The organism is Streptomyces sp. B21-105, assembly GCF_036898465.1.
In the GTDB taxonomy this organism is placed as follows: Bacteria; Actinomycetota; Actinomycetes; order Streptomycetales; family Streptomycetaceae; genus Streptomyces.
In genome coordinates, this window is record NZ_JARUMJ010000001.1 from 8,922,882 (window position 1) to 8,946,658 (window position 23,777).

At 70.3% G+C, this 23,777-nt stretch carries 24 protein-coding genes; 9 read left to right on the top strand and 15 right to left on the bottom strand.

What is annotated here, in order from left to right; translation table 11 throughout:
• Positions 1-53 precede the first annotated feature (53 nt).
• Positions 54-638 (top strand): TetR/AcrR family transcriptional regulator, encoded by a 585-nt coding sequence (locus tag QA802_RS39930; protein ID WP_334533663.1) that lies wholly within the window; start codon positions 54-56, stop codon positions 636-638.
• A 410-nt stretch (positions 639-1,048) separates the two neighbouring features.
• A complete protein-coding gene (locus QA802_RS39935) occupies positions 1,049-2,914 on the top strand; it encodes a glycoside hydrolase family 15 protein (protein ID WP_334533666.1) in 1,866 nt (621 codons plus the stop codon).
• A 69-nt stretch (positions 2,915-2,983) separates the two neighbouring features.
• Here QA802_RS39935 and QA802_RS39940 read toward each other — a convergent pair whose 3' ends face one another.
• The 3 genes from QA802_RS39940 to QA802_RS39950 form a co-directional block, all read right to left on the bottom strand.
• A complete protein-coding gene (locus tag QA802_RS39940) occupies positions 2,984-3,823 on the bottom strand; it encodes an SDR family oxidoreductase (RefSeq protein WP_334533669.1) in 840 nt (279 codons plus the stop codon).
• A gap of 229 nt (positions 3,824-4,052) precedes the next feature.
• Positions 4,053-4,340, bottom strand: coding sequence for an SHOCT domain-containing protein (locus QA802_RS39945; RefSeq protein WP_334533672.1), 288 nt, complete (start codon positions 4,338-4,340; stop codon positions 4,053-4,055).
• A gap of 68 nt (positions 4,341-4,408) precedes the next feature.
• Positions 4,409-4,873, bottom strand: a complete 465-nt coding sequence (locus QA802_RS39950) for a DUF6325 family protein (RefSeq protein ID WP_334533674.1) — start codon at positions 4,871-4,873, stop codon at positions 4,409-4,411.
• 296 nt (positions 4,874-5,169) lie between these two features.
• On the opposite strand from QA802_RS39950, the gene QA802_RS39955 reads away from it, so the two are divergent.
• The 4 genes from QA802_RS39955 to QA802_RS39970 all read left to right on the top strand — a co-directional run bounded on the left by QA802_RS39955 (position 5,170) and on the right by QA802_RS39970 (position 10,424).
• Positions 5,170-6,015 (top strand): MIP/aquaporin family protein, encoded by an 846-nt coding sequence (locus QA802_RS39955; RefSeq protein ID WP_334533676.1) that lies wholly within the window; start codon positions 5,170-5,172, stop codon positions 6,013-6,015.
• 24 nt (positions 6,016-6,039) lie between these two features.
• Positions 6,040-7,557, top strand: a complete 1,518-nt coding sequence (glpK, locus tag QA802_RS39960; RefSeq protein ID WP_334533679.1) for a glycerol kinase GlpK — start codon at positions 6,040-6,042, stop codon at positions 7,555-7,557.
• Between the two features lie 364 nt (positions 7,558-7,921).
• Positions 7,922-8,308 carry an NHL repeat-containing protein gene (locus QA802_RS39965; RefSeq protein WP_334533682.1) on the top strand — a complete coding sequence of 129 codons (387 nt, stop codon included), beginning with the start codon at positions 7,922-7,924 and terminating at the stop codon, positions 8,306-8,308.
• A gap of 568 nt (positions 8,309-8,876) precedes the next feature.
• Positions 8,877-10,424: a pectate lyase family protein gene (locus QA802_RS39970; protein ID WP_334533685.1), complete on the top strand. Its 1,548-nt coding sequence runs from the start codon at positions 8,877-8,879 to the stop codon at positions 10,422-10,424.
• A gap of 85 nt (positions 10,425-10,509) precedes the next feature.
• Here the strand turns inward: QA802_RS39970 and QA802_RS39975 are convergent, their stop codons facing one another.
• Positions 10,510-11,031 (bottom strand): WhiB family transcriptional regulator, encoded by a 522-nt coding sequence (locus QA802_RS39975; RefSeq protein WP_334533688.1) that lies wholly within the window; start codon positions 11,029-11,031, stop codon positions 10,510-10,512.
• Between the two features lie 166 nt (positions 11,032-11,197).
• Between QA802_RS39975 and QA802_RS39980 the strand changes: the two genes are divergently transcribed.
• Entirely contained in the window at positions 11,198-11,764 is a 567-nt protein-coding gene (locus QA802_RS39980; RefSeq protein WP_334533690.1) for a GNAT family N-acetyltransferase, read from the top strand.
• Positions 11,765-11,832: 68 nt separating this feature from the next.
• Here QA802_RS39980 and QA802_RS39985 read toward each other — a convergent pair whose 3' ends face one another.
• The 8 genes from QA802_RS39985 to QA802_RS40025 all read right to left on the bottom strand — a co-directional run bounded on the left by QA802_RS39985 (position 11,833) and on the right by QA802_RS40025 (position 17,971).
• Positions 11,833-12,096, bottom strand: a complete 264-nt coding sequence (locus QA802_RS39985; protein WP_334533692.1) for a hypothetical protein — start codon at positions 12,094-12,096, stop codon at positions 11,833-11,835.
• 156 nt (positions 12,097-12,252) lie between these two features.
• Entirely contained in the window at positions 12,253-12,666 is a 414-nt protein-coding gene (locus QA802_RS39990) for a cytidine/deoxycytidylate deaminase family protein (RefSeq protein ID WP_334533693.1), read from the bottom strand.
• Between the two features lie 544 nt (positions 12,667-13,210).
• Entirely contained in the window at positions 13,211-13,639 is a 429-nt protein-coding gene (locus tag QA802_RS40000) for a MarR family winged helix-turn-helix transcriptional regulator (RefSeq protein WP_334533695.1), read from the bottom strand.
• A complete protein-coding gene (locus tag QA802_RS40005) occupies positions 13,639-14,055 on the bottom strand; it encodes an SRPBCC family protein (protein WP_334533697.1) in 417 nt (138 codons plus the stop codon). Before QA802_RS40005 ends, QA802_RS40000 begins: the two co-directional genes overlap by 1 nt.
• A 122-nt stretch (positions 14,056-14,177) precedes the next feature.
• Positions 14,178-14,645: a pyridoxamine 5'-phosphate oxidase family protein gene (locus QA802_RS40010; protein WP_443042324.1), complete on the bottom strand. Its 468-nt coding sequence runs from the start codon at positions 14,643-14,645 to the stop codon at positions 14,178-14,180.
• A 179-nt stretch (positions 14,646-14,824) separates the two neighbouring features.
• Entirely contained in the window at positions 14,825-15,310 is a 486-nt protein-coding gene (locus tag QA802_RS40015) for a MarR family winged helix-turn-helix transcriptional regulator (protein WP_334533699.1), read from the bottom strand.
• Positions 15,311-15,345: 35 nt separating this feature from the next.
• Positions 15,346-16,107 carry a spermidine synthase gene (locus tag QA802_RS40020; RefSeq protein WP_334533701.1) on the bottom strand — a complete coding sequence of 254 codons (762 nt, stop codon included), beginning with the start codon at positions 16,105-16,107 and terminating at the stop codon, positions 15,346-15,348.
• Between the two features lie 178 nt (positions 16,108-16,285).
• Entirely contained in the window at positions 16,286-17,971 is a 1,686-nt protein-coding gene (locus QA802_RS40025; RefSeq protein ID WP_334533703.1) for a ribonuclease J, read from the bottom strand.
• A 171-nt stretch (positions 17,972-18,142) separates the two neighbouring features.
• Here QA802_RS40025 and QA802_RS40030 point away from each other — a divergent pair, with 171 nt between their 5' ends.
• Positions 18,143-18,574 carry an NfeD family protein gene (locus tag QA802_RS40030; RefSeq protein ID WP_319167927.1) on the top strand — a complete coding sequence of 144 codons (432 nt, stop codon included), beginning with the start codon at positions 18,143-18,145 and terminating at the stop codon, positions 18,572-18,574.
• A 4-nt stretch (positions 18,575-18,578) separates the two neighbouring features.
• Positions 18,579-19,622 (top strand): SPFH domain-containing protein, encoded by a 1,044-nt coding sequence (locus QA802_RS40035; protein ID WP_334533707.1) that lies wholly within the window; start codon positions 18,579-18,581, stop codon positions 19,620-19,622.
• 194 nt (positions 19,623-19,816) lie between these two features.
• On the opposite strand, the gene QA802_RS40040 is transcribed toward QA802_RS40035, so the two are convergent.
• From QA802_RS40040 to QA802_RS40050, 3 genes are all read right to left on the bottom strand, one after another.
• The gene (locus QA802_RS40040; RefSeq protein ID WP_334533710.1) at positions 19,817-22,201 is read right to left on the bottom strand and encodes an ABC transporter permease; all 2,385 of its coding nucleotides are present in this window, start codon (positions 22,199-22,201) and stop codon (positions 19,817-19,819) included.
• Positions 22,198-22,890 carry an ABC transporter ATP-binding protein gene (locus QA802_RS40045; protein ID WP_334533713.1) on the bottom strand — a complete coding sequence of 231 codons (693 nt, stop codon included), beginning with the start codon at positions 22,888-22,890 and terminating at the stop codon, positions 22,198-22,200. The genes QA802_RS40040 and QA802_RS40045 overlap by 4 nt, the downstream gene beginning before the upstream one ends.
• Before the next feature lie 266 nt (positions 22,891-23,156).
• Positions 23,157-23,606 (bottom strand): hypothetical protein, encoded by a 450-nt coding sequence (locus QA802_RS40050; protein WP_334533715.1) that lies wholly within the window; start codon positions 23,604-23,606, stop codon positions 23,157-23,159.
• Between the last annotated feature and the right edge of the window lie 171 nt (positions 23,607-23,777).

Consider the following 23,777-nt stretch of genomic DNA (forward strand, 5'->3'; position numbering starts at 1 on the left):
GGCAACGCTAGTACTACTGCCGCTCGATTGTCTAGCGGTGCTAGAATCGTGGCATGTCGGTACAGGAACGCAAGGAGCGCGAACGGGCGGTCCGTGAACGCCTCATCGTGGCGACGGCCCGGGAACTCGCCGAGCAGCAGGGCTGGGACGCGGTCACCACCCGCCGGCTCGCCGAGCGCATCGAATACAGCCAGCCCGTCCTCTACAGCCACTTCCGCGGTAAGCGCGAGATCATCGGCGCCGTCGCCCTCGAGGGCGCCACCGAGATGGCCGCGGCGCTGCGGGCCGCTGCCTCCGCCGCCGCCGCGGACGGCCCGCGCGCCCGGGTCACCGCCCTGGCCCGCGCCTACCTCGACTTCGCTGAAGGCAACCCGGCGGTCTACGACGCCCTGTTCCAGCTCGACGGCGGTCTGGCGTACGCGCGGGAGAACACCCCGGAACCTCTCAAGGACGCCTTCGCCGCCCTGCTGGAGTGCCTGGGCGAGGTCGCCGGGGACGGCGTCCACCCGGGACTGTTCACCGAGGTGTTCTGGGCGTCCCTGCACGGGATCGCGACCCTGACCCGGGCGGAACGGCTACCGCCGGAGCTCACCGGGCAAAGGGTTGAGCTGCTGGTCGGCCGGCTCGCCGTGCTCTGACAGGCCGCAGCTGTACGAGGACGGGGCCGTGACGGCGCGCCGGACAGTCTGCGCTTCTGCCCCAACAGCGGCGACTACGGATCGGGTCCCCTGGGCGCGTTCTTCTGCAACGACCCACACCCACTTCGAAACCTACGGCGCGCAGCAGATCGCCGCACTGGTCGCCGGTGACGTACGCCGGCAGAACCTGCCGCTCGCGGGGTACCTCAGGTAGCGCCGGTCAGCCGCGGCTACCTCCGGTCCGGTGCGACGGCCGCCGGTCCGCGGCGCCGGACCGGCGGCGCGGGCGCAGGTGGGACCCCAGGGCCGCCGAGTTCCCGCCGGCCCCGGGCCCGCGCGCCGATTCCGGGGGCGCGGCTTAGTCTGTTGCCGGGGGGCATTCGGGTGAATCGCGCACCGAGAGGCCCCTGATGGACGACTACCCACTGATCGAGAACCACGGCCTCATCGGTGACCTGCAGACCGCGGCGCTGGTGACCACCGACGGCAGCGTCGACTGGCTCTGCGTCCCGAGGTTCGACTCGCCCAGCGTGTTCGGCGCACTGCTGGACAAGGACAAGGGCGGACACTGCACGATCCGGCCGCAGTACCCGGCCTACGCGACCAAGCAGCTGTACCTTCCCGACACGGCGATCCTGATCACCAGGTTCATGACCGAGGCGGGCGCCGGCGAGGTGATCGACTTCATGCCCGTGACCGGCGCGTCGGTCACCGAGAGCCACCGGCTCGTGCGCATGGTTCGTTGCGTCCGCGGCAGGATGTCGTTCGAGGTCGAGGTCGAGCCGCGGTTCGACTACGGCCGCAAGAGCCACCGGCTGCACATCAGCGAGCACGGGGCGGTGTTCGTCTCGGAGGACGGCGCGGAGCTCACGGTGCATCCCGTCCGCCAGCCGGACGACGCGCGGCTGCTCGATCTGCTCACCGACCGGCGGGAAGCCCTGCACTTCACCCTGACCCTGGAGGCGGGCCAGGAGCGCGGGCTGATGCTGGAGTCGTCCGCCGACGGCCCGCCCCGGGAGATGCGCCTGGACGAGTACGGCCGGCTCTTCGACGAGACGGTCGCGTTCTGGCGTTCCTGGCTGCGTCAGTCGCGCTATACGGGGCGCTGGCGCGAGACCGTGGAGCGTTCCGCCATCACGCTGAAGCTGATGACCTTCGCGCCGACGGGTGCCCTGGTGGCCGCGCCGACGGCCGCACTGCCCGAGCAGCTGGGGGGCGAGCGCAACTGGGACTACCGGTTCACCTGGATCCGTGACGCGTCGTTCTCGGTGTACGCCCTGCTCGGGCTGGGTTTCACCGACGAGGCCCGGGCGTTCATCCAGTGGCTCGCCGACCGGGTCGGGGAACGCGCGGGCAAGGACGGTGACACCGGTCCGCTGAACATCATGTACGCGGTGGACGGCTCCTCCGAGCTGGCCGAGACGACGCTCGACCACTGGGAGGGCTATGCGGGTTCCGCCCCGGTGCGCATCGGCAACGGCGCCGCCACACAACTCCAGCTGGACATCTACGGAGAGGCGCTCGACAGCATCTTCTTCGCGCACCGGCACGGTCTGCAGGTGGGACACCGGGGATGGCGGGCGCTGCTGACCAACCTCGACTGGCTGGTCGACCACTGGGACCAGGCCGAGGAGGGCCTGTGGGAGACCCGCGGCGGCCGCGAGGACTTCACCTACGGCCGGGTGATGTCCTGGGTGGCCTTCGACCGTGCGCTGCGGCTCGCCGAGTCCAACGGCCGGCCGGCCGGCGTGGAACGCTGGCGCGGCGCCCGGGACGACTGCTACGAGCAGGTCATGGCCAAGGGGTGGAACGAAGGACGTCAGGCCTTCGTCCAGCACTACGGCAGTGACGTGCTCGACTCCTCGCTGCTGCGCATGTCGACGGTCGGGTTCATCACCCCCGAGGACCCCTTGTGGTCCGCGACCCTCGACGCCATGGAGGAGGAACTCGTCAGCGACAGCCTGGTCTACCGCTACAACCCCGAGGCCTCACCCGACGGTCTGCGCGGCTCCGAAGGCACGTTCTCGCTGTGCACCTTCATGTACGTCGACGCCCTGGCGCGAGCGGGTCGCACCGAGAAGGCACGGCTCGTGTTCGAGAAGATGATGGGGTACGCGAACCATCTGGGCCTGTACTCGGAGGAGATCGACCCGACGGGCCGTCAACTGGGCAACTTTCCGCAGGCGTTCACCCATCTCGCCCTCATCGACGCGGCCATCACCCTGGACGCCGCGCTCACCCGCTCCAGCGCCGTGCCGGGCGTCGCGGGCCGGTGAACCTCCCCGGTCACGGCACCGGCTCACCCGCTCGCCCCCTCCGGCCCGGCCGCCGTCACGCGTGTGGTGTCAGCCGCCGGTGGCGAAGCCGGGGAAGAGGGTCATCCCGCCGTCCACGAAGAGCGTGGTGCCCACCACGTAGTCCATGAGATCGGAGGCGAGGCCCACGACGGCGTGGGCGATGTCCTCGGGGTCGCCGACGCGGTCGTAGGGGATCAGCCGCAGAAGGTCCTCGCGGGCCTCGGGAGTGTCCCAGGCGCTGCGGTTGATGGGCGTCCTGACGGCCCCCGGGGCGACGGCGTTCACGCGGATCTTCTTCGGCGCGAGTTCCTGGGCGAGAGTCTCCATCATCATCTGCACACCGCCCTTGGAGGCGGCGTAGTTGACGTGCCCGGCCCACGGGATGACCTGGTGCACGGAGCTCATGCAGATGATCTTGCCGGCTGCGCGCGACACCTCGGGGACGACCCCTCGGCGCAGGAACTCCTTCGTCGCCTCCCGCGCACACAGGAACTGCCCGGTCAGGTTGACGTCGAGGACCTTGTGCCACTGGGCGAGCGTCATCTCGGTGAACGCGGCGTCCTGCTGCATCCCGGCGTTGGCGACGAGGATGTCGATCGTGCCGAACTCCTCGACCATCCGGTTCGTCATGTCGACGACCTGGTCCTCGTCGGAGACGTCCGCCCGGTAGGCGGCCGCTCGCACCCCGAAGGACGTGATCTCCTCCACCACCTTGTCGGCCTCTTCCCGGCCGGACACGTAGTTCACGACCACGTCGGCTCCGGCCCGGCCCAGCGCGACCGCGGTCGCCAGCCCGATCCCGGAGTTGGCGCCGGTGACGAGTGCCTTCTGGCCTTTGAGCAGGTGGGCGGGGATCACGTCACGGGGCGCACCCTCGGTCGGACTCACGATGACGGTCTCCTCCACTGCGCGGCCGGGGCTTCCGGGGCTCACCTCACGGCTCCGGGGTCAGACATTCACCCAAGCACCGCGGTCGCGCGGGCGCGCGCCGTGGGGAGCCGTCTGGGGCCGACCGGGGGAGGAGGTTCGCTCACCGGAAGACGGGTGCCCGGTACCGGCCGGCCCAGTCGTGCCACCAGGCGGTCGCCCCCGCAGCGTCACCACGTCATATCCGGCCCTAGTCGAGAAGCCGGCGCTTCTGTGCTGCGAACTCCTCCTCGGTGAGGACGCCTTGAGCCTTGAGGTCGGCGAGTTGCCTGAGCTGGTCGATCTTGGCCGTCATGTCGTCGACGTGCGACTGCGGGGCGGCGGGGGCGGACGTGGCGGCCTGCTGGTCGGCGGCCGTGCGGGCGTCGTCCTGCTCGGCCCACCGGCCCGCCTGCCGCCTGGATACGCGGTTGGACACCGCGGTGGCCGTTCCCGAGATCACGGCGGTGCGGGCCACTCCGCGAAGAAGTCCTGGCATGTCACTCATCTCCCCTGGATCATTGCGAGGCCGGGACGCGCCGTGAGGGCGGCGCGGGCAGTGTCGGTTCAGCGGGCGGCCGCGGTTCCGCCGGGAGGAGGCGCCGGCTCGGTGGCGTCCAGTGACGCCAGCAAGGCGTCCACGGGGATGCGTCCCCCGGCCACCACCTGAGCGCCACCGCGCCGTAGGGCACGCGCCAGCGGAGCGGCCCACAGGTTCTCGTACACGACGACGGCCGCGGAGTTCCCGGGCTCCAGCGCGGCGCCGGCCTCGTCCAGGTCGCCCTGGTCCAGCAGACCGGAGGAGGCTCCCTCGAACACCGTCAGTTCGGCCTGGTCCTCGAGCTCCCTGAATTCGAGCGCGGCGACCGATCCGTCGGCGCCCTTCTGAAGGAAGACGAGGTCGAGGATGCGGATGACGCCGTCCTCGACCAGTTCGACGAGCAGGGGCATGCCCTCGCCCGTCATACGGCTTCCGGGGAACTCGACGATCAGATAGTCGACGGGCCCCATGTCCGCGACGTCCTGGTGCATGGCCACTCCTCAGCGGTGGGTCCGGCCCCGGCCGTCTCCCGCTGCGGCGCCGGTCGCCCGCGCTCGGGTCCGGGGACGGTCCTGCTCTCCAGCCATTGCAGCACTCGGGCAAGGGGCCTGCATGTCCTGCATGCCCTGTATGTGCTGCAAGTGCTGCAAGTGCTGCAAGTGCTGCATACCCGATATGTTCCCAATATGACTGCCCGGGCGGTTTGTCGATGATCGTCCTATCCTGTTGTGCGGGAGAGCTCCAGCAGTCGACGTGCCGGCTCCGCGCCGGCGGGAAGTGGGCGTCCGTGGCTGAGCGATGGAAAATGCGCGGCTTGGTCGGCGAACTGTCGGCCGAGTTCGTCGGCACCATGATTCTCATCCTCTTCGGCTGTGGCGTGGTGGCCCAGGTGGTCGCCGGCGGAGGGCTCACGACGCCGCCGGGAGGACTCGGCAACCACGACAGCATCGCCTGGGCCTGGGGCCTCGGCGTCACTCTGGGCGTATACGTCGCGGCGCGACTGAGCGGCGCCCATCTCAATCCCGCGGTGACGGTCGCCCTGGCCGCGTTCAAGGGCTTCCCGTGGAGCAAGGTCGCTCCCTACGCGGTGGCCCAGACCGCCGGCGCCTTCGTGGCGGCCCTCATCGTGCGGTGGAACTACACCGAGGCACTGGCGAAGGCCGACCCCGGGCACACCATCAAGACGCAGGGCGTGTTCTCCACGCTCCCCGCCAACGGCAATCCGAACCTGCCGGTCCACGAGTGGGGCGCGTTCCGCGACCAGGTCATCGGCACCGCGATCCTGCTCCTGCTGATCCTGGCCGTCACGGACCTGCTGAACACGCCGCCGGGCGCCAACCTGGCCCCGTTCATCGTCGGTCTGATCGTCGTGGCCATCGGCATGGCGTGGGGCACCAACGCCGGCTACGCGATCAACCCGGCCCGCGACTTCGGGCCCCGACTGGCCAGCTTCTTCACCGGCTACGGCGGAGCATGGCGAGATCAGTACGGGAACTTCTACTTCTGGGTGCCGATCATCGGTCCCCTGATCGGCGGCCTGCTCGGCGCCGGGCTCTACAAGGCCTTCATCGGCCGGTTCCTGCCGACGGCGGAGCCGGAGCCTCCCGGCCGCGTTCCGGCCCCCGAGGAATGACCCCCACAGCAGAGGCGGCAACTCATGGCTGACTTCGTGGGCGCGGTGGACCAAGGCACCACCAGCACCCGTTTCATGATCTTCGACCACTCCGGCAACGAGGTGGCGAAGCACCAGCTGGAGCACGCCCAGATCCTCCCGCGCTCGGGATGGGTCGAACACGATCCGGTGGAGATCTGGGAGCGCACCAACTCGGTGATCCAGAACGCGCTGCGGCACGGCAACCTCGCACCCGAGGACCTGGCCGCGATCGGCATCACCAACCAGCGCGAGACCACCGTGGTGTGGGACCCGCGCAACGGGCGCCCCTACTACAACGCCATCGTCTGGCAGGACACCCGCACCGACTCCATCGCGGCCGCCCTGGAGCGCTCGGGCCGGGGCGAGGTGATCCGCCGCAAGGCGGGGCTGCCGCCGGCCACCTACTTCTCCGGCGGCAAGATCCAGTGGATCCTGGAGAACGTCGACGGCGTCCGCGAAGCGGCGGAAGCAGGCCACGCCCTCTTCGGCAACACGGACGCGTGGGTCCTGTGGAACCTCACCGGCGGTCCCGACGGCGGTGTCCACGCCACCGACGTGACCAACGCCAGCCGCACCATGCTGATGGACCTGGAGACCCTCGACTGGGACGACGAACTGCTGGGCTTCTTCGACATCCCCCGGCGGATGCTGCCCACGATCAACCCGTCCTCCCACCGCGAGGCGTTCGGCGTGACCCGCACCTCGCGGCCGCTCCGCGCCGCCATCCCCATCGCCGGAGTGCTCGGCGACCAGCAGGCGGCCACCGTGGGACAGGTCTGCTACGCGCCGGGCGAAGCCAAGAACACCTACGGCACGGGCAACTTCCTGGTCCTCAACACCGGTACCGAGCTGGTCCGTTCGCAGCACGGTCTGCTGACCACCGTGGCGTACCAGTTCGGCGACAGCCCGGCGGTCTACGCCCTGGAGGGTTCCATCGCCGTCACCGGGTCGGCGGTGCAGTGGCTGCGCGACCAGATGAAGATCATCAAGGATGCGGCGGAGAGCGAGACACTGGCGCGCACCGTCGACGACAACGGCGGAATGTACTTCGTTCCCGCCTTCTCCGGCCTGTTCGCTCCGTACTGGCGCTCCGACGCCCGCGGCGCGATCGTCGGTCTGGCCCGCTACAACGACAACGGCCACCTGGCCCGGGCGACCCTGGAGTCCATCTGCTACCAGAGCCGCGACGTCGTCGAGGCGATGGAGCAGGACTCCGGAGTCCACCTGGACGTGCTCAAGGTGGACGGCGGCGTCACGGCCAACGACCTGTGCATGCAGATCCAGGCCGACGTCCTCGGAGTGCCGGTGAGCCGTCCGGTCGTCGCCGAGACCACCGCGCTCGGAGCCGCCTACGCGGCGGGCCTGGCCACCGGATTCTGGCGCGACACCGACGAACTGCGCACCCACTGGCAGGAGTCCAGGAGATGGGAGCCCCAGTGGTCCGACGACCAGCGTGCGGAAGGGTACGCGGGCTGGAAGAAGGCGGTGGAACGCACGCTCGACTGGGCCAAGGTCGAGTAGCGCGATAACCGCACAGCCCACCGGCCCGACGAGACCAGGCGCCGCCCGTGACATCGGGCGGCGCCCTGGGGTCACGGCTCCGGCAGGCACCCGGGGCCGCAGCCGAGACCGGAGCCGAGGCTGGAGCCGGCGGTCTGCGAAGCCGTGCCGGGCGCGCCGCACCCGCTCGGATGGATCGGTGCGTCCGGTGAGGGCGACGCCGCCCGTGGTGGCCGTGGCCGTGGCCGTGGCCGTGGACGTGGGCGTGGACGTGGGCAAGTGCGGACGGCGCGGAAGGCTGTCGTGCATGTTCACATCACACGTACGACCTGCGCGGCAGCGACACGGTGGCCGCCGATCTTTCCCGGCCAGGACCGGGACCGTCGTGGCGGCCGTGCCGGCCCTGGTCCCGACTCTCCCCCGGCGCCGCGGCCGCGGCGCCCCGGGCGGCCTGGATGCCACCTGCAGCGGCGACGGCAAGGTGCTCGCCGGCATCGCCTACGACGATCTTGCCGACGAGGTGGAGGTACAGCCCGACGGAAAGATCGTCTCCGTCGGCGCTTCCGTCGACGAACCGCTGGCGGAGAGCCGCTTCGGGCTGACCCGCCACAGCGCCGACGGCGCCCCGGACCCCTTCCTGCGCGCCGCACGCTCGGCACCCCCCACGCTGTCCCAGCGCCCCACCGGCTCTCCGGCGCCCCGCTCTCCGGCCGTGCGGCCGTGCGGCCGTGGGGCACTCATCGAACGGGGTACATCTCGGTCACGGATGTGAACTGGCGTCATGGGGCGTCGTGTGGGGTGGGGCTGTCCTGGCCCCTTGCTGTGGCTGTGATCTCTGGGAGTGATCAGGAGTGAGGGCGGTGACGGCATTCCGCCAGTCGATCAGTGTTCACATACTTGTCAGCCGAGGATGCCCACCCTATCCTCCCGAAGGGAAAGCGCTTTCCCGGCACCCCTGACCGTGCCGGGCAAGCGGCCCGCTTCACCAGCCGTGGGGCATGCCCGCGCGCCGCAACCGATCCGGCGCGGGGTTGACTCGGGCTGACCGCACCGAGATGCCGCCGCGCCGGAAGTCCGGGGCGCATCCCCCGGCAACTGCGCTCCGGGGTGCACTCCGGCGGCGCTCCGGGGCGCGGACGTATCGCGCTCACGCCGTGTACCGCAGCAACCTCACCGCCCTTTCTGTATGGGTGGGCGTGACATCCGCACCGGGCCGGCGGTGGTCTGTGGAGTCGCCAATGGCATGTACATGGCAAGAAGGGATGGTCTCGACTGCCCTCGGCGCCGGGCTCGGACGTGCGCGGCCCCTCTGCTACTCGATGACGAAAGACGAGGCGAGAATGAGAAAGCCAGTCGCTCTGCGACTCTCCGCGGCACTCGGCACGCTGGCCCTGGCGGCGGCGACGGGCATGGTCCTGTCGATGCCCACCGCGTCGGCGGCCGGCGCCGGCGCGACCGGGTTCGCCACCCAGAACGGCGGCACCACCGGCGGCGCCGGGGGGACGACGGTCAAGGCCACCACCGGCACCCAGATCCACCAGGCCCTGTGCAGCCGGGCCAGCAGCAGCACCCCGATCGTCATCCAGGTCGAGGGCGCCGTCACCGTCGGCAACACGGCGAAGGTGTCGGGCGGCAGCTGCAACACCGCCGCCGGCGTGATCGAGCTGAAGGGCATCAGCAACGTCACCCTCGTCGGCGTCGGCAGCGGGGCCGTGTTCGACCAGATCGGCATCCACATCCGCCAGTCGAGCAACGTCATCGTGCAGAACGTGACCGTGCAGAACGTGAAGAAGTCCGGCTCGCCCACGTCCAACGGCGGCGACGCCATCGGCATGGAGAGCGACGTGCACAACGTGTGGGTCGACCACGCCACGCTGACCGCCTCGGGCGGTGAGTCGGCGGGCTACGACGCTCTGTTCGACATGAAGGACGACACCCGGTACGTGACCCTGTCCTACAGCGTCCTGCGCAACTCCGGCCGCGGCGGACTCGTCGGCTCCAGCGACAGCGACCTCGCCAACGGGCCGGTCACCTTCCACCACAACCGGTACGAGAACATCGACTCCCGTACGCCCCTGCTGCGCGGAGCCACCGCCCACATCTACAACAACTACTACGTCAGCCTGAACGAATCGGGCATCAATCCCCGGGCCGGGGGCAAGGCCAAGGTCGACAACAACTACTTCAAGAACTCCAAGGACGTCCTCGGTACCTTCTACACCGACCTGCCGGGATACTGGCAGGTCAGCGGGAACATCTTCGACAACGTGAGCTGGACGCAGCCGGGCGAGGACAACAATCCCGCAGGGCCGAACCCGACGTCGAACACCACCGTCGGCATCCCCTACTCCTACAGCCTCGACGCCGCGTCGTGCGTGCCGTCGATCGTGACCGCGACGGCGGGCGCCAACACCGGCCTCAAGGTGTCGGACGGCAACTGCGCCGCGACGACGCCCACCGCGACCGCCGCCCCGACTTCCGCGCCCACGGCCACGCCGACGCCCACCGCGACGTCGACGCCCGCCGGCGCCAACCTGAGCCTCGGTGCCGCCGCCGACGGCTCCAGCAAGGCGTCCGGCACCAGCTACGGCAACGTCCGCGACGGCGACACGGGCACCTACTGGTCGCCGGCCGGCTCGACCGGATCCATCTCGATCAAGTGGGGCTCGGCGACCGCCATATCCAAGGTCACCCTTCGGGAGGCCGCCGGAGCCACCGGCAACATCGGTTCCTGGCGGGTGCTCAACGGCGACACCGGGGCGGTGCTGAGCTCGGGCAGCGGAGCGGGCGCGGTCTCATTCGCCTCCACCTCACTGAAGAAGGTCACCTTCGAGATCACGAGCTCGAGTGCCACCCCGAAGGTGGCCGAGTTCGAGACCTACGCCTGACCGGAGGGCGACACCGGGCCGGCCGCACCGGCGGCCGGCCGCTTCGCTCCCGCCGGCCGCAACCCGGTCAACCCGTCGTCGGCCATCAGCATGGCCTGCCGGCGCCTCGTCTCGCCTCACCCGCCTCGATCCCGTGGCGTCTGGCCGGAGGGGCCGACTCCATGGCCGCTCTTCGGATGGCACGACGCTGGGCAGCCGTTGTGGCGCCCCAGATCCCGTCGTCCTCGCCGTGCTCGAGGGCCCAGTCGCGGCAGGCGATGAGCACGGCGCAGCGGTGGCACACCGCTCGTGCCAGGGATGCTTCAGCGCCGGGAGCTACGACGTCCGACAGGGGGAAGAAGATCTCGGGATCCTCCCCGACGCAGGCAGCGTGATCGCGCCAGTCTGACGATTCCGGGTGTTCGCAACATGAGTCGGTCATGGTGCACCTCTCAAGGCCGCCCGAGGGCAGGACGAGCGATGGCCGCGGCACGCCACAGCGCCGCGACCCCGGCAGAGGTTGCGAGCATCCTATGCTCATATGTCTTATTTGCGGTAGGGGGTGACCCGACTGACGGCCGGTCGCGGCGGAGGTCGGAATCGGAGGGCACGGAGCGTTCGGAATCATCCCCGGGCGTAGGCCGCATGTCCGGTAGGGGAGGCGGGAGAGTGAGTGGGTGCGGTGTGCCGAGGCGCTGCGCACAGGGACAACCGCGGTGACGGTGCTGCCTCAAGTCCGCGGCGGTGGAGCAGGGTTGGCGACCGGTGAGCGCACCCCCGCATATGATCGGCCGGTGAACACCCCCGTCGTCCTCCAGGTTGCCGCGACGCCTACTGGTCCCGCTCTCGTTCTTCGCCCCTGGAGCTTGGCGGAAGCGGCGGCACTGGCCGAGGTGTTCCAGGATGCCGAACTGCGCCGCTGGACGAGCCATACCGTGAAGGACGGAGCGGACGGGACGCGATGGGTGCGGTCCCAGCAACAGAGCTGGGCAGCGGGGGACCGGTTCAGCTTCGCGGTCCTCGAGGCGCAATCCGGTGACCTCCGCGGGCGGTTGCTCGCAAACGTGGTCCTCAAGGAACGCGCGCCCGGCAAACCGGCCGCAGAGGTGGGCTACTGGACCGCCGCGCACGCCCGTGGGCGAGGAGTTGCTCCTCGCGCTGTTGAGGCGCTCACCGGCTGGGCCTTCGACACCTTCCGAGCCGACGGACTGGAGCGTCTCGAACTCCTGCACCAGGTGGACAACCAGGCGTCGTGCCGGGTCGCGCAGAAGAGCCGGTACGACTTCCAGCGGGTTCTGCCCGCGGCTCCACCCTTGTTCCCCCGGGCCGGCCACTTGCACGTACGGCGCACGAGCCCCTGACACCCGCGCGCTCGTCCGCGGGCGAGTCCGTTCGCGCGGGAGCGTGCGGGTGGGGCTACGACGGGCTCTCAGGTGGGCAGGTCGTGGTCGCTGATCGGATGGTGGCAGCCGCCGCGTCTGCACTGTCCGAGCGGGCCGCCGGCCTGGAAGTCGGGGCACGGGCAGGACAGACAGGGGACGGTGTCGCCCGGGTCGGGCCCACCCCACCCGCTGACCGTCAGTCTCGTCCGGGCCGATTCCCGGATGCGGCCCATGTGGTCGCCGAGCTGCCGGAAATCGGCCTCGCTCTCTGCAAAGGCCTTCTCCTGGGCGTCCGTTGGGTCGTACTGCATGGTGCCTCCAGGGGAAGGTGGCGGCGACGGCGTTTCGCCCCTTCCCCCAAGATGACCCGGCGGGCGCCCGCTCGCATGTCGGGCGTGAGGGGGGCTACCGCCACTCCGCGCCGGTCAACGGCCTCGCCGGGGCGACGGCAGACGCGCATCCGCCGTTCACTCGGCGTCGAGCTGGTGGTCGGCCCAGACGTAGGTTTCGGGCAGCAGGTCGGTGATGGGGACGGATCGGACGTGATCGTCATGACCGACGATGACCTTGAGGGCGGGGAAGTAGTCGAGGAGGACCTGCCGGCACCGGCCGCACGGCGGGATGACTCCGCGCTCGCGGTCGCCCACGGCGACGATCGTGTCCAGTTCGTAGGCGCCCTGGCCGGCCGCCGTGCCGATGAGGACCAGCTCGGCGCAGGGGCCTCCGGTGAAGTGGTACGCGTTCACCGCGGTGATGATCCGGCCGTCCTGATCGCGGGCTGCGGCTGCCACGGTGTGGTTGTCGCCCCGACAGCGAGTGCGGGCGACCTCCGCTGCGGCCCGGATGAGCCCGTGGTCGACGGGATGGATCTGCGTGGTCATCTTCTCCGCCTTCGTGAAGTGTCAGGTGACGTTGACCTGTGTGACGAGGGTGCGCAAGTCATTATCGGAGGGGTGCTCGCCCAGCGAAGCAACCGTTGGTCGGCGGACAGGCGGACAGGCTGAATCGACGCTTTCGGCTGCCACCCGGTCGTCGACCGGGGGCCTCGTCGCCGCGCGGTCTGCGGTCCGGGTGGGGCGCCGAGAGGGACCGAGGGGGGCCAGGACCTTGCATGCTCCCGACCGTCACCCGGACGCGCGCGCAGCCGTCGTACGCGCACTGCCGCCGCTGCCCGCCACCCCGTCGTCGGCCGCCGTCGTCAAGGACGCGGCGGGCAGATTCTTTGCGTCCTTCGTCATCGACACCGCCGCCGACGCGGCCCGGAGGCCGCAGACGGACCGCACCGTCGGCATCGACCTCGGCCTCACCCACTTCGCGGTCATCTCCGACGGCCGGGCCGGCACGGTCCGGGGCAGGCTGGCACGGATGCTGCGCCTGCGGAGGCCCGGCTCGGGTTCGGCGCCCCGTGGGTTCGGGGCCGGCGTCTCAGGGTTGAGGACGGGCCAGGCGGCGGAGCAGGGCCACCGCGTCGTCAACGGGCACCGGCTCGAAGAACCGGGCGTCGGCGAGCTCGACGACGGCGATCGCGCGTGGGGCCAGTTCGGCGCCGATGTCGGTGACGCGCAGTCGCTTGGCTCGGGTGTCGGCCGGGTCGGTTTCGCGCTCGATGAGCCCCTTGTGCTCCAGGATGCGCAGGACCTGGGAGGTCATCTTGACGTCGGTGCCCGCTTGCCGGGCCACCGCCAGCTGGTTGGGGTGCTCGCCCTGGGAGTTGAGCCACCAGGTGCAGGCGAGCAGGACGAACTGGACGTGGGTGAGCTCGAGGGGGGCCAGGGCTGCGGTGATGTCGCGCTGCCAGCGCAGTGTGGTGTGCCAGAGCAGCAGTCCCGGGCTGTCCTCGGGGCGGAGAGGCATCAGCGCAGCGCCAGTTCGACCAGCGAGGCCATGGTGTCGGGCCAGTCGGCGGTGATCCCCGGCCCGATGTGGGGGCCGGCCTCGTCGGCCCCGGGGCCGCTGATCTCCATTCGGTACACCACTCGGACCCGGTCGGGGTCGATCCGGTCGATCCGGTGGACCGTGCGCAACAGCAGGTCATCGAAGCGCGCTTCGTCGACGAACAGTTCGTGGGGCCGGGCTTCGGCGATGCGCAGCACGATCGGGTCGTCCCCGGGCGGTGTCATGGTGATCTCGGTGCCCGCCGCGAACGGGCCGCTGATCTCGATCTTCTCGATCTCCGCGTTCCAGGCGCTCCAGTTGTCGACGTCGGCCCAGAGCCGCCAGATCGCCTCGGGGGTGGCGACGGTCTCGATGCAGTGCTCGTACTCCCACATGTGTGCCTCCTCGACAGGATAATGTGTCCACAGACTATCTGTGCGAAGACTATTTGTCGAAGGGGGGATGGTCGTTCCGCGTGACGCGTCCCGGTCGTCCCGGGCGGTTGAATCGCCGACGTTCACGTCTGGGCCGGTATGTCGAGGGCGGTCCCGTACAGGCGGGACACCCGGATCGCGACGGTCACGCGCCGGTCGGGGAGCGGCTGCTCGCCGGGGGCCGCTTCGTCGGCGGGGTCGACTATCTGGGCCTCGCCCTCCGCCACGGCGAACGACCACACGTCCGGGCCGCTCACGTGCAGGGAGGCGTGGGGGTCGCGGCGCAGTTGGCGGACCTTGAGCCGGTCGGCGGTCGAGGAGACGCGCAGCACGCGCTCCTCGGCGTCCCAGTCGTAGAGGACGGTCGACAGGTGCGGGTGGCCGGTGCTCCTGACGCTCGCGAGTACCCCGAACTGCTGCTGCGTCAGCAGGTGGGAGAGCTTCTGGTCGGTGAGCGCACGGGGGGCCGGGCCGTCGTTCGTGGTGGTGCCGGTGTTCGAGTCGGTGGTGTCGGCGGTGGTCTCGCCGGCGGCGTGGTCGCTCAACAGCATCCCGGTGGCGACGACGGCGAGCGCGAGTCGGTGGGAGGGCGTGGCGGCGGGTAAGCGGGCGGGGTCGAATGCGGTGGACATGGGTCTCTCCTGTCAGTCGGAACGATAAGAGAGACCGTAGCAGATGGTTTTGTTGCAGACTATTTCTTTCGGTCTTACGCTTGCCTCGCCCGGCCCGCTCACCTGGCCTGGCGCGCCCGGCGGGCGGTGCGCGGAGCCTCGACGGGGATCGCCAGCCCGTCGCCTACCAGGTGCTGCAGGGCACGCAGGAGGCCTTCCCTGTCCTCGCCGGGCAGCGTGGCCAAGGCCTCGCGGTGCACACGATCGACGACCTTCTGGCTCTGCCGGGCGACGCGGGCGCCGTCGTCGGTCACGGCGATGATCCGGGCCCGCCGGTCCGTGCGGGAGGGTCGGCGCTCGGCCAGGCCCGCCTCCTCCAGGGCGTCCACCGTCACCACCATTGTCGTCTTGTCCATGTCGCCGATCTCGGCGAGCTGGGCCTGGGTGCGCTCCTCCTCCAGGGCGTGGACGAGCACGCAGTGCATCCGGGCGGTCAGGCCGATCTCGGCGAGGGCGGCGGACATCTTGCTGCGCAGGACGTGACTGGTGTGGTCGAGGAGGAACGACAGGTCCGGTTCGGTGCGCGCGGGTGCCATGGCGGTCATGCCTGCCAGGGTAGGGCAACTGGTTCCGAGACGGATTATCCGGAAGAGACCTTGCTGGAGGGCGGTGCGCCGGGCGCGGTGCGGGCCACGTAGACGGTGTTGGTCGACGTGCCGTCCTGCGCGGCGTTGTCGAAGTCGACGACCTGCGCAGCCGCGTGGGGGAAGACCTCCGAGAGCGCGGACATGAACTGCTCGTCGGGCGGGTCGTTCGACCACAGGGCGAACACCCCGCCGGGTCGGAGGTGGGCGGCGAGGGCGCGGAGCCCGGCGGGTCGGTAGAGGGCCGCGTGACGCGGATGGAGTACATGGCGCGGTGAGTGGTCGACGTCCAGCAGGATGGCGTCGAAGCGACGGCCCGGGGCCTCGGGATCCAGGCCGCGGGGGTCGGCGGCCAGCGCGAAGAAGTCGCCGTGCGTCAGGCGACAGCGGGCGTCCGAGGTCAGCCGGGCGCCGAGGGGCACCAGGTGCCGCCGGTGCCAGTCGATGACCTCGCCAAGCGCTTCGACGACGGTCAGCGAACGCACGCGGGGGTCGTCCAAAACCGCCTGGGCGGTGTAGCCGAGCCCGAGTCCGCCGACGGCGACGTCCAGTTCCGCCCCTTCGGTGTCAGGCAGCTCGGCCAGTCCGAGTTCCGTGAGCGCGATCTCGCCGGTGGTGAAGAGGCTGGACATCAGGAACTCGTCGCCGAGCTTCACCTCGTAGACGTCGTCGCCCGAGACCGGGTGGCGGCGCCGCCGCAGGCTGATCTCGCCGATGGGCGTCGGTTGCCAGTCGATCTCCTCGAAGCGCAGGCCCATCCGTTCACCTTTCGGGTTTCTGACGTTCTGAGTTCTGACGTTCTGACGAGGCGGCCCGGCCCGGGGACGGCGACCGGGCCGACGGCGTTGACGTGCTGCCGCAGGGCCGCCGCGGTCGGCGTGGCGGCAGACGCCCCGCTCCCGCGGGGGGAGCGGGGAACCCGGGCGGCGGGCCCGATCAGGCGTCGATGATGACGGGGATGATCAGCGGCCTGCGGCGGTGCGTACGGAACGCCCAGTTGGCCACGGCGCGGGCGATCAGCTGTTCGAGCTGGTGGGCGTCGCCGACGCCCTCCTGCGCGGCGGTGGCCAGCGTCTTCTCGATGACCGGAATGACCGGCTCGAAGGTCGCGTCGTCGTGGACGAAGCCGCGCGCCAGGAAGTCGGGCGCCTCGGCGAGGGCGCCGGTGTCGGCGTCGACGATGGCGACGACCGTGATGACGCCCTCCTGGGCGAGGGTGACCCGGTCCTTGAGGGACGCCTCGGTCGCGCCGCCGACTTCCATGCCGTCCACGTAGACGTTGCCGGCGGGCACCTTGCCGGTGATGGCGGCACGGCCGTCGACAAGGTCGACGACGACGCCGTCCTCGGCGATGACGACGCGGTCCGGGTCGACGCCGGTGCGGATGGCGAGGTCGGCGTTGGCCCGCAGGTGGCGGAACTCGCCGTGGACGGGCATGACGTTGCGGGGACGGACGATGTTGTAGCAGTAGACGAGCTCCCCGGCGCTGGCGTGACCGGAGACGTGCACCTTGGCGTTGCCCTTGTGGACGACGTTGGCGCCCCATCGGGTCAGGCCGTTGATCACCCGGTAGATGGCGTTCTCGTTGCCGGGGATGAGGGAGCTGGCGAGCAGGACGGTGTCGCCCTTGCCGATGCGGATCTGGTGGTCGCGGTTGGCCATCCGGGACAGGGCGGCCATCGGTTCGCCCTGGGATCCGGTGCACACCAGGGTGATCTTGTGGTCAGGGAGCTTCTCCAGCTCCTTGGTGTTCACGATCAGGTTGGACGGGACCTTGAGGTAGCCGAGGTCGCGGGCGATGCCCATGTTGCGGACCATGGAGCGGCCCACGAAGGCCACCTTGCGGCCGTGCTGGTGGGCGGCGTCCAGGACCTGCTGGATGCGGTGCACGTGGCTGGCGAAGCTGGAGACGATGACCCGGCGGGGCGCGGTGCGCATGACCTGCTCGATCGCGGGGTTCAGTTCGCGTTCGGAGGTGGTGAAGCCGGGGACCTCGGCGTTGGTGGAATCGGTGAGGAACAGGTCCACGCCCTCCTCGCCCAGGCGGGCGAAGGCACGCAGGTCCGTGATCCGGTCGTCCAGCGGGAACTGGTCCATCTTGAAGTCGCCGGTGTGCAGCACCATCCCGGCGCCGGTGCGGATCGCGACGGCGAGACTGTCCGGGATCGAGTGGTTGACCGCGACGAACTCGCAGTCGAACGGGCCGAAGCCGCGCCGGTCCCCCTCGCGCACGCGCACCGTGCGCGGGCGGATGCCGTGCTCCTTGAGCTTGGCCTCCAGGAACGCGAGGGTGAGCTTCGAGCCGACGACCGGGATGTCCCTCCGCTCCCGCAGCAGATAGGGCACGCCGCCGATGTGGTCCTCATGGCCGTGGGTGAGCACGATGCCCACGATGTCGTCCAGGCGGTCCCGGATCGAGGTGAAGTCGGGCAGGATCACGTCCACCCCGGGCTGGTTCTCCTCGGGGAACAGCACACCGCAGTCCACGATCAACAGCTTGCCGGCATGCTCGAAGACGGTCATGTTGCGACCGATTTCGCCCAAGCCGCCCAAGGCGGTGACCCTCAGCCCGCCTTCGGGCAACGGCGGGGCGGCTTTGAGTTCTGGGTGCGGATGGCTCATGACCTCACGTTACCGAAGAGTCCGCCGGTGTGATCCACCGCCTGCCCGTCCGGCCCTGCCCGCCGGCCCCGCCCGCCCTGCCCGAAGCGGACCGGGACGCTCCCGTGGTGGAGTGATCTCGCCTGGTGGGTAGGAACCCGTGTAAGAGGCGTAAGTCAGAAGAGGCACGCAATGGATCCATGGCTGATCTGGTTGATCATCGCAGCGGTGCTGGCAGTGGTGGAGATCTTCACACTGACCGCAGCGCTCGGGATGCTGAGTGCGGCCGCGCTGGTCACGGCCGGTTCCGCGGCGGTCGGGCTGCCGCTGCCCCTCCAGTTCGTGGTGTTCACCGTCGTGGCCGCGGCCACGGTGCTGTTCCTGCGCCCCGTCGCGCTGCGCCACGTGCTTCAGCCGCAGACGGCACGGTTCGGCGTGGACGCCCTGATCGGCAAGGCTGCCTTCGTCGTCTCGGACGTGACGGGCCGGGGCGGCAGGGTCCGTATCGACGGCGATGAATGGACGGCCCGCGCCTACGACGAAACGCTGGTGATCCCTGCCGGAAGAACCGTCGACGTCATAGAGATCAACGGAGCCACCGCGATCGTCTACCCCCGGGACTGAAACCATGGAAACCTCGGCGTTCTTGATTGCCGGCCTGCTCGTCGCGCTGTTCGCGGTCTTCACCGTGGTGCGGGCGGTGCGCATCGTGCCCCAGGCGCGCGCCCGCAACGTCGAACGGCTCGGCCGCTACCTCCGGACCCTGAATCCCGGCCTCAACTTCGTCATCCCCTACATCGACCGTGTGCACGAGGTGATCGACCTGCGGGAACAGGTCGTCTCCTTCAAACCGCAGCCCGTCATCACCGAGGACAACCTGGTCGTCGAGATCGACACCGTCCTCTACTTCCAGGTCACGGATCCGCGCGCGGCCTTCTACGAGATCGCGAACTTCCTCCAGGCGGTCGAGCAGCTCACCGTCACCACGCTGCGCAATGTCGTGGGATCCATGGACCTGGAGAAGACGCTCACCTCACGGGACACCATCAACAGCCAGCTCCGAGGGGTACTGGACGAGGCCACCGGGAAATGGGGACTGCGAGTCAACCGGGTGGAGATCAAGGCCATCGACCCCCCGCAGAGCATCAAGGACGCGATGCAGAAGCAGATGCGGGCCGAGCGGGACAAGCGGGCCGCGATCCTCGGCGCCGAAGGACAGCGTCAGTCGCAGATCCTCACCGCCGAAGGCGACAAGCAGGCCGCCGTCCTGCGGGCGGAGGGCAACCGCACCGCTGCGATCCTCCAGGCGGAGGGCCAGTCCCGGGCCATCGACGAGGTGTTCCAGGCCGTGCATCGCAACGACCCCGACCCCAAGCTGCTCGCCTACCAGTACCTCCAGACGCTGCCCCAGCTCGCGCAGGGGTCGGGCAACAACTTCTGGGTGATCCCCAGCGAGATCACCTCCGCACTCCAGGGTGTGTCCCGCGCCTTCAGCGAGGTGCTGCCCCCGTCTCCGGCCACCCGCGCGAAGCCCGAGGACGATATGGCCGCTCAGGCCGCCGACGACGCGGCGCAGGCCGCGGAAGCCGCTGCCGCCGCTCTCGCCGACGCGGCGAGAGCCGAACGCGCAACCCCGCCCCCGGACACCCTCCCCGCCCAGCCCCCGCACTGACAGCGGCCGTCTCACCAGGCGAATCACCCTCCGGACCACCCTGATGACCTCCGGACCACCCACCGAATGACCCGCCGGTCCCTCCACCGGCCCCCCACCGACGCTCCCGCCGGCGCCGACGGCAGGCGTCCCGCGAAGCCGACCGGACTGATCACTCCCATGGTCAGGGCCGACTTCGCGGGACGGGTGAGCGGCTACTCCGTGCGCAGGCCTTCCGTGCGCATCATCCGCAGCAGCGGCGGCAGGCTGAGCATCGTGACCGCGCCGACCACGGCCGCTCCCACACCGGTCAGGGTCAGGACGCTCGCCCAGTCCACGGCCACCGGTGCACGGGTCATCTTCAGCAGCACCGAGCCGAGGGCGATACCCACCGTGGTGGCCAGTACGAGACCGAGTCCGACCGGAAGGGCCGTCTGCCACAGCACCGACAGGCTCAGCGTGCGGCGCCGGGTGCCGAAGGCGACCAGCGCGGAGAGCAACTTCCTGCGCTCGCGCAGCTGCTCCAGCTGGGAGACGAGCAGACTCGCGCCGATCAGCGCCAGTACGAAGGCGGAGCCGACGAACAGGCCGGTGCGGATCGAGGCGTACTTGACGTCCTCCTGGGTCGCCGACCAGCTGAAGGTGCGGGCCAGCGGGTCGATCCGGGCGACGGCATTGCGCACGTACTCCCGTGCGTCCGGCACCGACGGGTCCAGACGCAGGTAGACCCCGTCCGAGAACAACGCGGGCGCGGCCTTGGCGGGCAGGGCGGCGGGGGTGACCAGCAGGGCGTTGGCGTTCTGCAGTGAGTCCTTGCGCGCGTCCACCACCCGCGTGCTCGCCGGAACCGTCCAGGGCGCCTCGATGCCCGGTTCGGTGGCGTCACCGTACGACGGGTCGACGTAGAGCTGACGGCCGGGCTTCACCACGGCGATCTCTTCGGCGTTGTCGGCGGAGGCGTAGCCGCTCCTCGTCCGGGTGATGAACACGTCGCCGTCCTTGCAGGAGGGCAGCGTGGCGAGTTCACGCAGCGCGGTGCAGTCACCCACGGTCAGGCCGTCGCTGTTCTCCGGGTCGCGACGCGTGTCCCCGTACTGTGCGATGGCCAGGGCCACCGCGGCCCGTACCCCCTTGGTGCCGGTGAATTCGCGTTCGACACCCGACAGCGGCTTGCGGTCGCTGAAGTCGACCTGCATCTGGACCCGGCCGGGGTCCATGCCGGTGGCCTTGACGTACCGGCTTTGCGTTCCCGTGAACAGCATCTGCAGGGCGATGGCCCCGGCCACGGCGACGGCGATGCCGTTGACCATGCGTGCGGCGGTTCCGCTGCTCAGCTGTAGCCGTCGTACCGCGAGCTGCCAGGACAGCGCGCCCATTCCGAGGCGGACGACGACCGCCTCCACGACCCAGGGCAGCAGCGCGGTGATGCCGATCAGCAGCAGCAGCACACCGCCGATGACGAGGTACTGGTTGAAGTCACCCTTCTCGCGGCCCTGGCCGATCATCGGGTAGAGCATCGCGAGGCCGGCCGGCGGAGGCAGCAGCCGCCACCACAGCCGGCGGCGGCGCTGCTTGGCCGTGCGCACGACGCCGAGCGGTTCCACCACCACGCCGCGCATCGTGAGCAGCGTGACGAGTACGGCGGCGACCGGGACCGCCACCGCGACCAGCGCGGCGAGCACGGGGGAGGGATCGAGGTAACCGGGCCAGACGCTCACCCCCAGCACCTCGGCGGAGCCCAGCGTCTGACGGCCGAGGAGGAAGAAGCCGGTGCCGATGACCAGGCCGAACAAGGCTCCGGCGAGTGCCTCGCCCGCCGCGATCCGCCGGGTCATGTGGCTGTCCGCGCCGACCAGGCGCAGCGCCGCCAGCCGGCGGTCGCGGCGCTCGCCGCCGAAGCGGACGGCGGCGGCGATGAACACGGCGACCGGGGTCAGCAGCACCACGAACACGACGAGGATCATGAGCAGCAGGACCGGGTCGGTCTCCTCGGTCGTCGTGTCCGGATTGCCGTACCGGGTCAGCCGGCGCACCGGGGAGACGTCCGTGAGCGCCAGCCCCGAGGCGCCCGCGTAGTAGGCCAGTTCGTGGGAGCCGATGAGTCCGCTCTCCCCGATCGTGCCTGTGATCCTGTAGGGCAGCCGCTCCCGCAGCAGCTCGGCGCCGTCCGAGGCGAGCAGGTCCTTCAGCGCGGGGGAGACCACCATCTCGCCCTTGCCGGGGAAGCCGTCGACCCCGGGGGGCAGCGGCGCCCGTTCGCCCTCGGGCTCGACGAGCCGACCGCGGATGTCGTCGTCGTGCCAGGTGGTGTCGGTGACGGCGAACAGTAAGGTGTCGTCGGCCTTCGGTGGGACCTTGGCGGAGTACCTGTAGTCGAAGCGGGCGTCCTCCACCCTGTCGCGGGCGGCGAACACGTTGGGCAGGGCGGTGCACAGCAGGAGCAGTGCCACGCCGAGGCCGACGCCGACGGCGGTGAGCGTCATCCTGATCCAGCCCTCGCGTCCGCCGGTGACGGCGAAGCGGGCCCCCATGGCCAGGTCTGCGGCGCTCCGCCACGCCCGGCCTCGCTCGTGCGGGAGGCGTCTCGTTCGAGGACTCATACGGCGCGCTCCATGTCGCGGCACTTGCCGTCCCGGACGACGATCTCACGGTCGGCGTAGGCGGCCACGGGGGCCTCGTGGGTGACGAGGACGACGGCCGCGCCGGTCGAGCGGGCAGCTTCCGTCAGCAGTCGCATCACGCGTTCGCCGTTGGAGGAGTCGAGCGCGCCGGTCGGTTCGTCGGCGAACAGCAGGCGTGGTCGGGTGACCAGCGAGCGGGCCACGGCGACGCGCTGGCCCTGGCCGCCGGAGACCTCGCCGGGACGCTTGGCCCCGAGGTCGTCGACCTCCAGGCGTTCCATCCAGCCGAGCGCGGTCCGCTCGGCGTCCTTGCGGGAGGAGCCGTTCAGCCGCAGCGGCAGGGCGACGTTCTCCACACAGGTCAGCTCGGGCACCAGCTGACCGAACTGGAACACGAACCCGAACTCGGAGCGGCGCAGTGCGCTGCGCCGGCCATCGCTCATCTTCGCCAGTTCACGGCCGTCGTAGAGAATCGATCCGGAGTCGGGCGGCACGATCCCGGCGAGGCAGTGCAACAGCGTGGACTTGCCGGAGCCGGAGGGGCCCATGACGGCGACGACCTCGCCGGGACGTATGGAGAACTCGGCGCCGTCCAACGCGTGGGTCGGGCCGTAGGTTTTGCGCAGGTCGTGCGCGGTGAGCAGGGAACCGGGGGGAGAAGGCGTCATCGGGTCGGGCCTCACGAAGTGTGTCGAGTCGGGCGGCGGTCGAGCCCCCAGGGGTGTGACCGGCGGACGTGATCCGTACTCTACACACCGTGTATACGCTGTGTGTATACACGGCGGGTGCAGGTTACTGCGCGGTGTACGGCAGTGCAGGTGACGGGGTCGGGATCCCGATCATCACGGTTGGAGAACGTCAGTCGCCCCCGACGGAAGCGACCGGACCGGAGGTCGACGGACGCGACCGCACCGGAGGTCTTCGTGTGCCGCCGTCAGAAGGAGTGGAAGCCGTCCCAGTAGGTGTCGGCGCTGTCGCTGAAGCGGTCGGGGTGCCTGCGTCGCAGTCGGGTGTATCGCTCGTTGAGCAGATCCACGGCCGACTGCAGGCTCGTGTCGAACCCAATGCGGATGGCCTGGATCGCGTGGATCTTGCGATTGTCCATGATCAGGTCGTCGATTCCCGACCAGCGCGGGTCGTCGGCCTGCTCCGCGGCCTTGCGGCTCGCCAGCTCGTCCTGGAGGCGTCGGACTTCATCGACGATCTCGGCGTCGGCGGCGACGCCGAGTGGGGTGAGCTCGCGCCGGCCCCCCTCCTCCCGGAGGATGCCGAGTGCGCTGCACAGCCAGGCTCTCAGGTCGCAGAGTTCCCGTCGCAACGCGTCGCGTTCCGCGCGCACCCTGGTGAGCTCGCGTCGCACCGTCTCAAGTTCCGCCTCTGGCATGGCGGCAGTCTGCCAGGAACGGCGGCACGTCTCCGCGGTCGTTCTCCGTGACTGTCCCGGCACCATCGACCGCTTCCCTCACCGCCTCCCGCGGTGCCCCCCCCAGGGCCCCCTCGGCGTCGGCCGCACGACGGTCTTCACTCACCGACCGGCCGGCGTGCGCAGCTCACC